Annotated in this window: 12 protein-coding genes; 3 read left to right on the top strand and 9 right to left on the bottom strand. The window is 72.2% G+C overall.

Annotated elements, in window-relative coordinates:
* Nucleotides 1-4 precede the first annotated feature (4 nt).
* The 4 genes from IE274_RS31490 to recA form a co-directional block, all read right to left on the bottom strand.
* Complete coding sequence (locus tag IE274_RS31490) at nucleotides 5-2569, bottom strand: FtsX-like permease family protein (protein WP_190119346.1); 2565 nt, start codon at nucleotides 2567-2569, stop codon at nucleotides 5-7.
* Nucleotides 2566-3342, bottom strand: a complete 777-nt coding sequence (locus IE274_RS31485; RefSeq protein ID WP_229909943.1) for a winged helix-turn-helix domain-containing protein — start codon at nucleotides 3340-3342, stop codon at nucleotides 2566-2568. The genes IE274_RS31490 and IE274_RS31485 overlap by 4 nt, the downstream gene beginning before the upstream one ends.
* 95 nt (nucleotides 3343-3437) lie before the next feature.
* Nucleotides 3438-4199 carry a recombination regulator RecX gene (gene recX / locus IE274_RS31480; protein WP_190119345.1) on the bottom strand — a complete coding sequence of 254 codons (762 nt, stop codon included), beginning with the start codon at nucleotides 4197-4199 and terminating at the stop codon, nucleotides 3438-3440.
* A gap of 3 nt (nucleotides 4200-4202) precedes the next feature.
* On the bottom strand, nucleotides 4203-5330 hold the full coding sequence (gene recA / locus IE274_RS31475) for a recombinase RecA (RefSeq protein ID WP_190119344.1): 1128 nt from the start codon (nucleotides 5328-5330) through the stop codon (nucleotides 4203-4205).
* A 554-nt stretch (nucleotides 5331-5884) separates the two neighbouring features.
* Here recA and IE274_RS31470 point away from each other — a divergent pair.
* Nucleotides 5885-6670, top strand: coding sequence for an ArsR/SmtB family transcription factor (locus IE274_RS31470; RefSeq protein ID WP_190119470.1), 786 nt, complete (start codon nucleotides 5885-5887; stop codon nucleotides 6668-6670).
* Between the two features lie 298 nt (nucleotides 6671-6968).
* Complete coding sequence (locus tag IE274_RS31465; protein ID WP_229909953.1) at nucleotides 6969-7928, top strand: SDR family NAD(P)-dependent oxidoreductase; 960 nt, start codon at nucleotides 6969-6971, stop codon at nucleotides 7926-7928.
* A 10-nt stretch (nucleotides 7929-7938) separates the two neighbouring features.
* Here IE274_RS31465 and IE274_RS31460 read toward each other — a convergent pair whose 3' ends face one another.
* Nucleotides 7939-9174 (bottom strand): AI-2E family transporter, encoded by a 1236-nt coding sequence (locus IE274_RS31460; RefSeq protein ID WP_190119342.1) that lies wholly within the window; start codon nucleotides 9172-9174, stop codon nucleotides 7939-7941.
* 136 nt (nucleotides 9175-9310) lie between these two features.
* Nucleotides 9311-9505, bottom strand: a complete 195-nt coding sequence (locus IE274_RS31455; protein ID WP_190119341.1) for a DUF3046 domain-containing protein — start codon at nucleotides 9503-9505, stop codon at nucleotides 9311-9313.
* A 79-nt stretch (nucleotides 9506-9584) separates the two neighbouring features.
* Here IE274_RS31455 and IE274_RS31450 point away from each other — a divergent pair, with 79 nt between their 5' ends.
* Nucleotides 9585-10544, top strand: coding sequence for a hypothetical protein (locus IE274_RS31450; RefSeq protein ID WP_190119340.1), 960 nt, complete (start codon nucleotides 9585-9587; stop codon nucleotides 10542-10544).
* A 49-nt stretch (nucleotides 10545-10593) separates the two neighbouring features.
* On the opposite strand, the gene IE274_RS31445 is transcribed toward IE274_RS31450, so the two are convergent.
* The 3 genes from IE274_RS31445 to IE274_RS31435 are packed head-to-tail and all read right to left on the bottom strand — an operon-like array spanning nucleotide 10594 to nucleotide 12619.
* Nucleotides 10594-10902: an AzlD domain-containing protein gene (locus IE274_RS31445; protein ID WP_190119339.1), complete on the bottom strand. Its 309-nt coding sequence runs from the start codon at nucleotides 10900-10902 to the stop codon at nucleotides 10594-10596.
* Nucleotides 10899-11756 (bottom strand): AzlC family ABC transporter permease, encoded by an 858-nt coding sequence (locus IE274_RS31440; protein WP_190119338.1) that lies wholly within the window; start codon nucleotides 11754-11756, stop codon nucleotides 10899-10901. Before IE274_RS31440 ends, IE274_RS31445 begins: the two co-directional genes overlap by 4 nt.
* The gene (locus IE274_RS31435) at nucleotides 11696-12619 is read right to left on the bottom strand and encodes an AraC family transcriptional regulator (protein WP_190119337.1); all 924 of its coding nucleotides are present in this window, start codon (nucleotides 12617-12619) and stop codon (nucleotides 11696-11698) included. The genes IE274_RS31440 and IE274_RS31435 overlap by 61 nt, the downstream gene beginning before the upstream one ends.
* Nucleotides 12620-12698 lie beyond the last annotated feature (79 nt).

The raw sequence follows: 12698 nt of genomic DNA, 5'->3' as shown, positions 1-12698 counted from the left end.
ACTGTCATTCCCTCGCCGTCGCGACGGTGACGGGACGCGGCTTCAGGGCGGCCCGGCCCGGCAGTGCCGTCGCCGCCAGGGCGAGCAGTCCGGCGAGGGCGACCACGGTCACAAGGACGAGGGGCAGGACGGTCGGTGCGGCCGTGCCGGTCATGCCGACGCTGAAGCCGGTCAGGACGGCGAGTGCGATGCCACTGCCGAGCACGGTCGCGAGGAGCAGCACCGCGAGGGCCTCGGTGCGCAGCATGCGCAGGACCTGGCGGCGCGTCGCACCGACGAGGCGGAGCAGCGCGAACTCCCGGACGCGTTCGGAGACCGACATGGCGAACGTGTTGACGACGGCGATCGCGGTGAAGGCCAGGATCAGGCCCATGGCCACGTGGTTCACCTCGGCGTTCGCCTGCCCGCGCTCGGCCTGGAGGGTGCCGACCGCGTCGGGTGACTGGACGCGTACGCCCGGGAACTTCGCGAGGGCCGCCGCGAGTTGGTCCTTCGTACGGTCGGTCTTGACGAGGACCGTGGCGGCGAGCGGGTTGTCGACGTGGCGGGCGACCAGTTCGTGGGCCATGGTCAGATCGCCGAAGCCGAGCCCGCGCGCGTAGACGGCGGTGACCTTCAGGGCCGTCGGGGTGCCGTCGCCGAGCGTGAGCTTGAGGCTGCTGCCCGGCTTCAGGTGGAGCCGGTCGGCGGCGACCTCGCTGAGGGCGACGTCGCCCGCGCCGAAGGACGTCAGCGAGCCCGCGGTGACGTCCGGGTCCCAGGTGCGGCCGAGCCCCGCCGGGGTCACGCCCTGCGCCGGGTACTTGTCGAGCCCGACGCGCACGGTCGTCCGGACGACCTCGGTGACGGCGTCGACGCCCGCGGCGGTCCGCAGCTGCCCGGCGGCCTGCCCCGGCACGCCCGGCCCCCGTGCGGTCAGGACCCAGTCCGCGCGGACGCCGTCGCGGGCCTGGGCGGTGGCGGCGGCGTCGAGCGTGGGCTGGACGAACAGGACGGTGCAGGTCATGCCGATGAGCAGGACGAGGGGGGTGACCGCGGCGGCCATCCGGGCCGCGTTGCCACGCAGGTTGGCGTGCGCGAGACGGCCGCCGGGGCCGGACAGGCGCAGCGGGCCGGAGAGGAGGGCGGCGGCCGCCTTCACGATGAGCGGCCCGAGCAGGGCGACGGAAGTGGCGAGGACGACAACGGCCAGGAAGGTGACGGGAGTCGAGGCGGCCTCGGTGCGCAGGATGCCGAGGACGGCGACGAGGACGATACCGCCGGCGAGGAGGACGAGACCCGCGCCGATCCGGACCCAGGAGGGCCTGGCGGGCTCCACGCGTGCCTCCGCGAGAGCCTCGCCCGGACGGATCCGCGCGATGCGGCGCGCGGAGAGACGGGCGGCGGCCCAGGCACCCAGGAGCGTCGCGGCGACGGCGACGAGCGGCGGGAAGGGGCTGACGACGCGGTCGAGGGTCGCCGGGACGGCGCCGCGGGACACGAACTCGTCGTACAGCAGCCCGCCGAGCGGGATTCCAGCGAGCGCGCCGAGCACACCCCCGGCCGCTCCGACCACCAGCGCCTCACGGCCGAGCAAGCGGCGGATCTGCTTCGGGCTCGCGGCGATGGCGCGCAGCAGGGCCAGTTCGCGGTGACGCTGCTGGACGGAGAGCGTGAAGGTGCCGACGACCACGAGGACGGCGACGAGCAGCGAGGTGCCGCCCATCGCGCCGCCGATGCTGACCAGCCGCACGCGCGCACCCGCGGCGTCCAGGAACTCGACGGGACCCCGGTCACCACCGGCGCTGACCTGCGCGGTCGTACCGCTGAGCGCCTTCTTGACGGCCGCCTTGAGCTGGTCGGCGGCTATGCCCTTGGCCGGTACTACGCCGACGGCGGTGACCTTGCCCGGGTGCGCGGCGAGCCGCTGCGCCTCCTGGGCGGAGAAGAAGAGCGCGGTCTGGTGCGCGAGCGCGTCATCGCCGCCGCTGCCGTTGGCTTGGCCGGGGGTGGCGATGCCCGTGACGCGGTACGCGCGCGGGGCTCGCGTCGACTGCACGGTGAGGCGGTCGCCGGGCTTGAGTCCGGCGCGGTCGGCGAGGCCGCGGTCGACGACGAGGTCGGTGTCGGCGCGCGGGGCCCGGCCGTCGACGAGCCGGAACGGCGTGAGGGCGGCCGACGTCCAGGCGTGGCCGTACGCGGGACGGCTCGCGTCACGCGCCCCATCGGGCGTCAACGGCTCGGCCAGGAAGGTGAGTTCGGGCACCACCTTGCCGACCTCGGGGACTCCCTTGAGCCGCTGCGTGACGTCGTCCGGCAGCCAGGCCCGCTCGGCGATCGGCTTGGCCTTGTGCTTGACCTTGGTCTTGCCCTTCTTGTGCTTCACCGTCGTCTTGTGAACGTTCTGGTCCGCGGAGACGATCACGGGGGCGGCGGCGTAGCGCTCGGTGCGGATGGTGCCGCGTAGGCCTGTCTCCAGGAGCGTGCCGCAGGCGGTAATGAGCGCGGCGGCGCACATCAACGCGACGAACGCGCCGAGAAATCCGCCTTTGCGGTCCCGGATCGTCTGCAGTGCGTAGCGCAGCATCATGGCGTTTCGGGACCTTTTCGGTTGTCGGCGGTTCCGTTGTCGGGGGTTCCGTTGTCGGCAGCCTCGCCGGTCACCGGGGTCGGGAAGGCAAGGAGGCGGGTGAGTACCGTGCGCGCGCCGGGCGGGGTGTCGGCGTCGGGGCGCTTGTAGCGGTTGAGGAGCGCGATGTACTCCTCGAAGAACTCCCGGAGTTCGGCCACCGTGAGTCGCATCGTGCCGCGTGAGTACGGGAAGGCGTCGGCCCACTCGTCCGCCTCGGCGGCGTCGGTCTCCCGCTGGAGCTGCGCGAAGAGTTCGAGGTCGGCGGCGTACGCGTGCTGGTTCAGCTCGTCCATGACGAGCCGCATCTCGGTGCTCTGCCGACTGCGGGGCGGGAAGCGACGGTCGCCCGGGATCAGGCGCCACCAACGTTCCCGGCCGCGCCCGGGGCCCGGCGTCTCCTCGACGAAGCCGTACCGAGCCAGTTCGCGGAGGTGGTAGCTGGTGGCCCCGGTGTTCAGGCCGAGGGCGCGCGCCAGCGTCGCGGAGGTGGCCGGCCCGTGCACGGTGAGGTGCTGCAGCATCTGCTGCCGCCGGGGCTGCGCGAGCGCCTTGAGGGCGCGGAGGTCGGTCAGCTCCTGGGGCGCGGCCGGGAGTTGGCTGCTCGTGGAGGCGCCACGCTCGGGTGCCTCAGCGAGGGTGCCGCTCTCCAGTGGCTCAGCGGTGCCGCGCTCGGAGGCACTGCCGTCACCGTGCGCGGCGTCGTCGTCAGTGGTGCTCTTGTCCTGAGCCATGCGTACACAGTCGCCTGTGCACAGTTCCCTGTGCACTGAGGTGACCCGGCATCTTCAGGGTGGGGACAGCCCCACCCCCTGGCCGGAATCGCAGGTCAGTACGTTTCGTACCCCAACTCCTCGGTGTCCTCCCCCTCTTCCTCCAGTGCCTGGCGCACGACCCGGAGCGCCATGCCTTCCGCATACCCCTTGCGGGCGAGCATGCCCGCAAGGCGACGGAGTCGCTTGTCCCGGTCGAGGCCGCGGGTGGAGCGGAGCTTGCGGGCGACGAGCTCGCGGGCGGTGGCTTCTTCCTGGTCCGCGTCCAACTGCCCGACGGCCTCGTCGATCACCGCCGAGTCCACGCCCTTCGTGCGCAGCTCCCGCGCGAGCGCCCGCCGCGCCAAGCCCCGGCCGTGGTGCCGGGACTCGACCCATGCGTCCGCGAAGGCCTCGTCGTTGATGAGGCCGACCTCTTCGAAGCGGGACAGCACTTCCTCCGCCACGTCGTCGGGGATCTCCCGCTTGCGCAGCGCGTCGGCGAGTTGTCTGCGCGTGCGCGGGGTCCCGGTGAGCAGGCGCAGGCAGATGCCCCGCGCCCGCTCAGCCGGGTCCCCCGTGGGCGGTTCCCCGTCCTCGGCCCTCGACGAGGACGGGGAACCGCTGTCCTGTTGGCCGCCGAAGCCGCCGCGCCGCCGACGGCCACCGGCGCGACCGCTTCTGCCGCCACGACCGCCGCCGTGGGGGCCGCCGCTCTCGTCGTCACCCGGGACTCCCGGGGCGACACCGTCCGGGGTGCGGCCGTCCGGGCCGACGGCCTCGGGGCGGCTTCGCCCCGTGGGGTCGGCGCGGTCCGCCCAGTCGGTTCGTCGCGTCATGGCCTAGCTCTTGGCCGCCGTGGCCTTGGACTTGGTGGCCTTGACCGCGGGGGCGGGCACCGTCTTGGCGGCGTCCTCGTCCGCGGGGGCGACGGTGACCGCGGCGTCCGCGCCCGGCTCCGCCGGGGTCTCCGGACGCACGCCGACGCCCAGCTTCTCCTTGATCTTCTTCTCGATCTCGTTGGCGAGGTCGGGGTTGTCCTTGAGGAAGTTGCGGGCGTTCTCCTTGCCCTGGCCGAGCTGGTCGCCCTCGTACGTGTACCAGGCACCGGCCTTGCGGACGAAGCCGTGCTCCACGCCCATGTCGATCAGGCCGCCCTCGCGGCTGATGCCCTGGCCGTAGAGGATGTCGAACTCGGCCTGCTTGAAGGGCGGCGCGACCTTGTTCTTGACGACCTTGACGCGGGTGCGGTTGCCCACCGCGTCCGTGCCGTCCTTGAGGGTCTCGATGCGGCGGATGTCCATGCGCACCGAGGCGTAGAACTTCAGCGCCCGGCCACCGGTCGTGGTCTCCGGGGAGCCGAACATCACGCCGATCTTCTCGCGGAGCTGGTTGATGAAGATCGCGGTGGTCTTGGACTGGTTGAGCGCGCTGGTGATCTTCCGGAGCGCCTGGCTCATCAGGCGGGCCTGCAGACCCACGTGCGAGTCACCCATCTCGCCCTCGATCTCCGCGCGCGGCACCAGGGCGGCGACGGAGTCGATGACGATCAGGTCGAGGGCGCCGGAGCGGACGAGCATGTCGACGATCTCGAGCGCCTGCTCACCGTTGTCCGGCTGGGACAGGATGAGGTTGTCGATGTCCACGCCGAGCTTCTTGGCGTACTCCGGGTCGAGGGCGTGCTCGGCGTCCACGAAGGCCACCGCGCCACCGGCCCGCTGGGCGTTGGCCACGGCGTGCAGGGTGAGGGTCGTCTTGCCGGAGGACTCCGGGCCGTACACCTCCACCACACGGCCGCGGGGGATCCCGCCGACGCCGAGTGCGACGTCGAGTGCGGTCGACCCGGTGGGGATGACCTCGATGGGCTCGTTCGGCCGCTCGCCCATGCGCATCACTGCGCCCTTGCCGAATTGCCGTTCAATCTGTGCGAGCGCGGCGTCGAGCGCCTTCTCGCGGTCGGTTCCTGCCATGGGTTCCACCCGATTTGCTTGAGTCGATCGCTTCACGTCAAAGACGCTAACGCCTGCCACTGACAATGCGCCCCGACGCCCGCCCGGCCTGTGGATAACTCCGGGCGATCCGCCCTCCTCGATCCACCGGCGAAGCCCGGGGATACCCCCGTGAACCCCCGGGAACGCGCCACCGGAACCCCTATATGAATGGATGTTCGATTTTGCTGTCAAGCGCACCACGCGGCGATCCGTCGGCGGGCTTCAGCCGAGTCGCCCGGCCAGCCCGGCGACGACGCCCTCGGCCGCGGAGGCAGCAGGGCGGGTAGCCACCCCCGCCCGCCAGCTCGCCGACGAGTTCGGCGCCCTGGACCTCGACGCGTGGAACATCGCCAGCTCGACACGACTGCGGCCGCCCGGGGCCCCGCCGTTGAGACGAAGCCGCCAGGCCGTTCTCGACATCGTTGCCGCATCTTCCTCAAGAGGCGGCCGCGACCTCTGCTTGACATGCAGCCAAATGGCTGCCCATTATGAAAAGGCAGCCACATGGGTGCATGACTGAGGGTGGCGGACTCATGGACGCGGTGTTCAAGGCGCTGGCCGATCCCAGTCGCCGTCGGCTACTGGACCGGCTCCGGGACCGCAACGGGCAGACCCTGCGGGAGCTGTGCGCGGGACTGGACATGGCCCGGCAGTCGGTCAGCAAGCACCTGGCCGTGCTGGAGGCGGCCGAGCTGGTGACCACGGTGCGACAGGGGCGGGAGAAGCTGCACTACTTGAACGCCGCTCCGATCAACGCCATCGCGGAGCGATGGATCAGCCAATTCGACCGCGGGCGGGTCAACGCGCTCGCGGACCTGAAGAGAGCACTGGAGCAACCTCCCATGGACACCAAGACCTTCGTCTACACGACATACATCCGCACCACCCCCGAGCGGCTCTGGCAGGCCCTGATCGACCCGGCCTTCACCAACCGCTACTGGGGCATCAGCTTCCGGACCGACTGGACCAAGGGATCCCCCATGGCCTGGAATGAGGTCGGCGGCAGCGTCACCGAACACCCCGAGCAGGTCGTCCTCGCCTACGAGCCGCACAGCCGGCTGTCGTACACCTGGCACACCTTCACCCCCGAGTGGGCGCAGGCCAACGGCATCAGCGAGGAGACGCGCGCCCAGCTCGCCGCGGAGCGCCGTTCCGAGGTCACCTTCGACCTCGAGCCCCACGGCGACCAGGTCAAGCTGACCGTCACCCACGAATTCGACCCCGACGGCGCGCTGCACGCGATGTGCAGCCAGGGCTGGCCGGCCATCCTCTCCAGCCTGAAGAGCCTGCTGGAGACGGGCGAACCGCTCGCCGGCTGACGGGAGGGCTGACCCTCCGGTCGGCGGCACAGGCAGGGCGGTGGCCAGCGCCAGCCGGGCGGCACCATCAGCTTGGCGACACCGTCAGCTCAGCACCACCACCCCGGTGGCACCGTCATCGGCCCGGTGACGACCCCGGGCGCACCGTCCGACATCCCTCCCGCCACTCCGGAGAGGGATGTCGGCAGCTTGTCGGCGGTGATGTCGAACCGTCGCCGGGATGTCGGCAGCGGCTGCGACGGTGGACGAGTCGGTGGCGCCCCAGGGAGCGTCGCCCGAGCGCAAGGAGCATGCCGCTGTGTCGTCACCAGCCCGATCACGCGAGCCCCAGCCGTGGGACGTCCATGAGCTGCCGCCAGCCCCGGGCCGGACCTTCCTGGTCACCGGCGGCAACGCCGGTATCGGCTACTTCGTAGCGGAGCAGCTCGCCACGACCGGAGCCCTGATCGTGCTCGGCAGCCGGGACCCCCGGAAGGCCGAGGCCGCCATGGCCTCGATCCGCTCGTACGTCCCCGGGGCCCGCCTGCACCACGTACCTCTGGACCTCGCCGAACCGACGTCCCTGAAGTCCACCGTGGACACGTGGGAACTCGACCGTCTGGACGCGGTGGTCCACAACGCCGGGATCGCCCTGGACGATCCGCCGCGTCGCGAGACCGAGGACGGCCACGAGCTCATGTTCGCCACCAACCACCTCGGCCACTTCGCGCTGACCAGATGGCTCGCACCGCTGCTCGCGGCGGCACCGGCGGGCCGCGTCGTGACGGTCGGCAGCTTCGCGGCCCGGTCCGAGCGGCTGGACCTGGACGATCTGCGGTGCGCCCACGACTACCGGCCGAAGCGGGCCTACGGCAGGTCGAAGCTGGCACAGATGTCCTTCGGCTTCGAGCTCGACCGCCGCCTGCGTGCCGTCGACAGCCCCGTACGCAGCGTCGTGGCCCACCCCGGCGGCGCGCTGGACTCCCTCACCCCTGCCCGCCCGCCGGTGCACGCTCGGAGCTTCGGTGAGCGGCTGCGCGGCCTGCCCGCCGGGCTGTTGGTCCAGGGCAAGGACGCGGGCGCGTGGCCCATCGTGCGGGCGGTCCTCGACCCGGCGGTGCGGGGAGGGCAGTTGTGGGGGCCGAGCGTCTTCGGGCTGCGCGGCAGGCCACGGCTCGAACCGGTACCGGCGCACATCGCCGACCCCGCCGTCGCGGCCCGTTTGTGGGCCGCGAGCTGCGAGCTGGCGGACGTCGACGCGGGCCTCGGCCTGACGTAGGCGCGCTCCGCTACCGCGGGCCGGCCTCGTCCTCGGGGCCCGTCAGCAGGCGCCGCACGCGCGCGAGGAGGGGCGATCCGTCACGGCGCCGGTGCCCGTGCACGCGCGGGTCGTCCGTGACGTCGTACCGCTTCACGTACGCCCCCAGGAAGGCCTGCAGCGTCGCGACCGCCGGGATGGCGATCAGGGCGCCGACCGCGCCGAGGAGCGCCGTGCCCGCGATGACCGACCCGAAGGCGACCGCCGGGTGGATGTCCACGCTCTTGGCGGTGAGCTTGGGCTGCAGGACGTAGTTCTCGAACTGCTGGTAGATCACTACGAAGATCAGCACCCACAGCGCGTACCAGGGGTCCACGGTGAAGGCGATCAGCATCGGCAGGGCGCCCGCGAGGTAGGTGCCGATCGTCGGGATGAACTGCGAGACCAGGCCGACCCACACCGCGAGCACGGGGGCGTAGGGCACTTCGAGGACCTGGAGCAGGATGTAGTGCGCGATCCCGGAGATCAGCGCCATCAGACCGCGGGAGTAGAGGTAGCCGCCGGTCTTGTTGACCGCGATCTCCCAGGCGCGCAGGACCTCGGCCTGCTTGGCGGGCGGCAGCACGGAGCACAGCGCGCGCCGCAGCCGCGGCCCGTCGGCGGCGAAGTAGAACGAGAACAGCAGGATCGTCAGGAGCTGGAAGAGGCCGCCGAGCACCTGCGCGGAGACGTCCAGGACGCCGCTCGCGCTGTTCTGGACGTACTTCCGCAGCCAGTCGGAGTGGATGAGGCTGTCCTGGACCTCGACCCGGGACAGATCCGTGTCGAAGGTCATGTTGATCCAGCGGATGACCTTGTCCAGATAGTCGGGGAAGTCCTCGACCATGTCGACGATCTGGCCCGCGAGCATGGACCCCATCATGGTGATGAAGCCCGCGCTCGCGATCATGACGCCCAGGAAGACCACGCCCGTGGCCAGGCCCCTGCGCAGACCGCGCGCCGCCATCCAGCTCACGGCGGGCTCGACGGCGAGCGCCAGGAAGAACGCGATCAAGATATTGATCAACAGCCCGGTGAGCTGGTGGAAGGCCCAGCTGCCGAGCTGGAAACAGGCGACCAGCGCGAGCGCGAGCACCATGGCGCGCGGCAGCCAGCGCGGCATGCCGGTACCACGGGCCTGCTCCGCCGAGGGGGGCTCTGCGGGCGGGGTGGTGCCGGGCGGTGCTGGCTCGGAGGTGATCTGCGCGGTCTCGTCTGTGGGTGCCACCGTGCCAGTCTCGCCCACGCCGCGGACATTCGGCCGCCGCCCCCGGTTTTCACAGCCCTACGCGCGCGTGGAGGCACGCCCCCGGCGCGCGTGAAGCTCGCCCCGCCCGGCAGGGCAACACCAGTGGGTCCCCGTGTCAGCGGTTTTCGGCCGGTACGTTCATGGCCGAGCACACCGCCCGCCACACGTCCTTCGCCTCCCAGCCCGCGTCCAGCGCCTGGTGCACCGTGCGCCCGCCGAGCTCGGTCATCACATGATCGCGCGCGAAGGTCTCGGCGTACCCCGCGCCGAAGTGAGCCACCATCCGCTGCCAGAAGACCGTCAACCGCATGCCTCCAGTATCGCGCCCCTGAGAGTGCAGCCCGGCACAGAGGGCTTCCCCCGGCCGCGTTCCGCCCTACCTTCGGAACATGGCCGAAAACGGAGCGTCCCCGCACGCCGCTTCCTCCCCGTCGTCGCCGTCCTCCCCGCTGCGCCGCGCCGAGCAGTTCGTCTGGCTCACCGCGCGCGTGCTCGAGCAGCGACGGTTCGCGTACCACTTCCTGGACGGCGACGCCGGGAGCGCCGACGCGGTGGAGACCGCGCTGGCCGCGTACGGCAACGAGGACGGCGGGTACGGCCACGCGCTCGAACCCGATCTGCGCGGTCCCGTGAGCCAGCCGCTGCACACCGGGCACGCGCTGCGCGTCCTGGACTCCATCCAGCGCTGCGGCGGCATGCGGGTGGAGCGGGTGTGCCGCTATCTGACCGCGGTGTCGACCCCTGACGGCGCGCTGCCTGTGATCCATCCCAGCCAACGCGGCTATCCCTCGGCGCCGTTCGTGCCCGTGGTGGACGACCCGCCCAGCGAACTGCTCGCCACCGGCCCTGTGGTGGGTCTGCTGCACCGCAACGAGGTGTGGCACGCCTGGCTGTTCCGGGCCACCGACTTCTGCTGGCGGACGGTGGAGTCCCTGGAGAAGTCGCATCCGTACGAGATCCAGGCCGCCGTCGCCTTCCTCGACGGCGCGCCCGACCGCCCGCGCGCGGAGGCGGCCGCCGACCGGCTGGGCAGGCTGGTCCGCGAACAGCGTCTGGCGGTCCTCGACCCGGAGCGCGCCGACGCCAATCCGGTCTCCCCGGGGTACGGCCCCGGGGAGCACCACTTCGCGTACGACTTCGCGAAGGCGCCGGAATCGCTCGCCCGCGCGTGGTTCACGGATGACGAGGTGGCGCGCTCCTTGGACTTCCTCACGAACGAGCAACAAGAAGACGGCGGTTGGCCGATCCGGTGGCGTCAGTGGGCGCCGGGCACGGCCCTGGAGTGCCGTCCGATCATCACGGTCGAGTCCCTGCGCACGCTGCGGGCCTACGGGCGGTCCATCGGCTGACGGACCGCCCGGGAGCACCACGAAGCCTGCTGTGCGGGCCCGCCGCGGCTCACCCCGCCAGGGCCCGCACGCCCGCCGTGACGACGACGGCCGCCCCGATGACCACCAGGAAGGGCGCGCGCAGCAGCAGCGCCACGGCGGCCGCGGCGAGGCCCGCCGCCCTGGCGTCGAGCACGAGCGTCCGGCCGTCGGCGAAGGCCTGCTGGGCCGTGAGGGCGGCGAGCAGCGCCACCGGCAGCAGGGCGGCCGTGCGCTGGACGAGCGGCCGCTCCAGGGCCCCCGCGGGGACGAGCAGGCCCGCGAGCTTGACGGCGTAGCAGCCGACGACGGTCACAGCGATGGCGATCCAGATGTTCAACGGTCTTCCCCTTGCGCGCTGTCGGGCTCTGCGGTGCGGGCGATGTCCGCGGGGGTGGAGTCGCCTCCCGCTCGGGGGAGACCGGTCTGCGCCTGCTGCAGTTTGCGGCCCTCTACGTAGAGGACGGCCGGGACGGCGAGGGCGGCGGCCAGGACCGGCACTCCCGAAGGCAGCACCGGCAGCAGTCCGAGTCCCAGAAGGACGGCGACAGCAGCGACCGCCCGTTGCGTAGCAGTCCGCACCATCGGCGCGAGCAGCGCGAGGAACACGGCGGGACCGGCGGCGTCGAGCCCCCAGGTGTTGGTGTCCCCGATGGCCTCCGCGCCGAGGGCGCCCAGGAACGTGGAGAGGTTCCACAGGAGGTAGAGGCTGACTCCGGTGACGACGAAACCGATGCGTGCCGCGCGCCGCCCCTGCTGCGCCAGGGAGACGGCCGTCGTCTCGTCGATCACCATGTGGGCGGCGAGGGGACGCACCGCGCGCGGGAGGGCCAGCAGTTGGGAGAGCCGGATCCCGTAGAAGGCGTTGCGCATGCTGAGGAAGACGGCGCCCACGGCGGCCGTGTACGGGCTGCCGCCCCCGGCGAGCGCGCCGACCAGGGCGAACTGGGAGGCGCCGGTGAAGGCCAGCAGGCTCAGCGCGCAGGTCTGGAGCACGGTGAGGCCGCTGCCGGCCGCCGTCACCCCGAAGGCGAAGCCGGAGAGACCGACGGCGATGCCGACGCCGAGGGCGTCGCGGACGACAGCGGAGTCGGGACGGGCCGGACCAGGCCCGGCGCTGTCCGCAGGGCCGACTACGTCACGGGCTCCCTCGGAGTACCCGGGTATGTCTGGGGATGATGTTCGCTCTGCCACACCCTGGACGCTACGAGGAGCGGGTCGGGAGGGTCTTGTACGTTCTTGCGCTCCCGCTGATAGGCGCCCGGGGGCACCCCGACGATCCGCGTGAAGTGCCGGTTGAGGTGCGGCTGGTCGGTGAAGCCGACGGCGACGGCCGCCTCGGCGGGGCTCGTACCGGCGTCCAGGAGGCGGCGGGCGCGCCGCACGCGCGCGTCGGTGAGCCAAGCGTGCGGCGGCATGCCGTACGCGTCGCGGAAGGCCCGCAGCAGGGCGAAGGAGCTGACGCCGAGACCGGCGGCGAGACGCTCCAGGCTCGGCGGGTCGACGAGCCGGTCCTCCAGGACGGCACGCGCGCGTGCCGCGACCCGCGCGCCCGCGGAGCGCACGCTGCGCTGCGGCAGGTTGCCGCCGTTCGACCGCAGCAGCCGGGTCACGGCGACCCGCAGGAACGTGTCGGCGGCGAGCGCGTTGCCCTCCTCCGCAGCCCGCAGCACCCGGTGGACCAGGGTCACGGCGTACGGGTCGTCGAGCACCGGCAGGACGAAGCCGGGGGTCCCGCGCAGGGTCGTCGTCTCCCTGGCGATGGCGGCGACGACGTCCGGGGCCGGGTAGACCGCTCCGTAGCGCCAGCCGTCGGGGTCTCCGGCGCGGCCGGTGTGCGGGGTGTCGGGATTGATCAGGGCGAGGGTTCCCGGTCCCGCGTGCCGGTCGGCGCCGGTGTGCTGGAACACGTCGACGCCCTCGCGGATCGCCGCCACCACGAAGTGCTCGTGGGTGTGGCGCGAGAACGTCTTGCGGACGTAGTGGGCGCGCAGTAGGTCGACGCCGGGCAGCTCGGCGTACGTCCAGTGCCGCGCCTGCTCAGCCGAACCAGCCATGTCTCCATTCTGCGCCACGGGTGCAAGCCCTTTTTCGCAGGTCGGAGCCATTGTCAGTGGCGAGGTGCACGATGGGGGC

The organism is Streptomyces flavofungini (genome assembly GCF_014650815.1).
GTDB classification, from domain to species: domain Bacteria; phylum Actinomycetota; class Actinomycetes; order Streptomycetales; family Streptomycetaceae; genus Streptomyces; species Streptomyces flavofungini.
The sequence above is the reverse complement of the archived record's forward strand: the minus strand, read 5'-3'. Positions and strand labels throughout refer to the sequence as shown.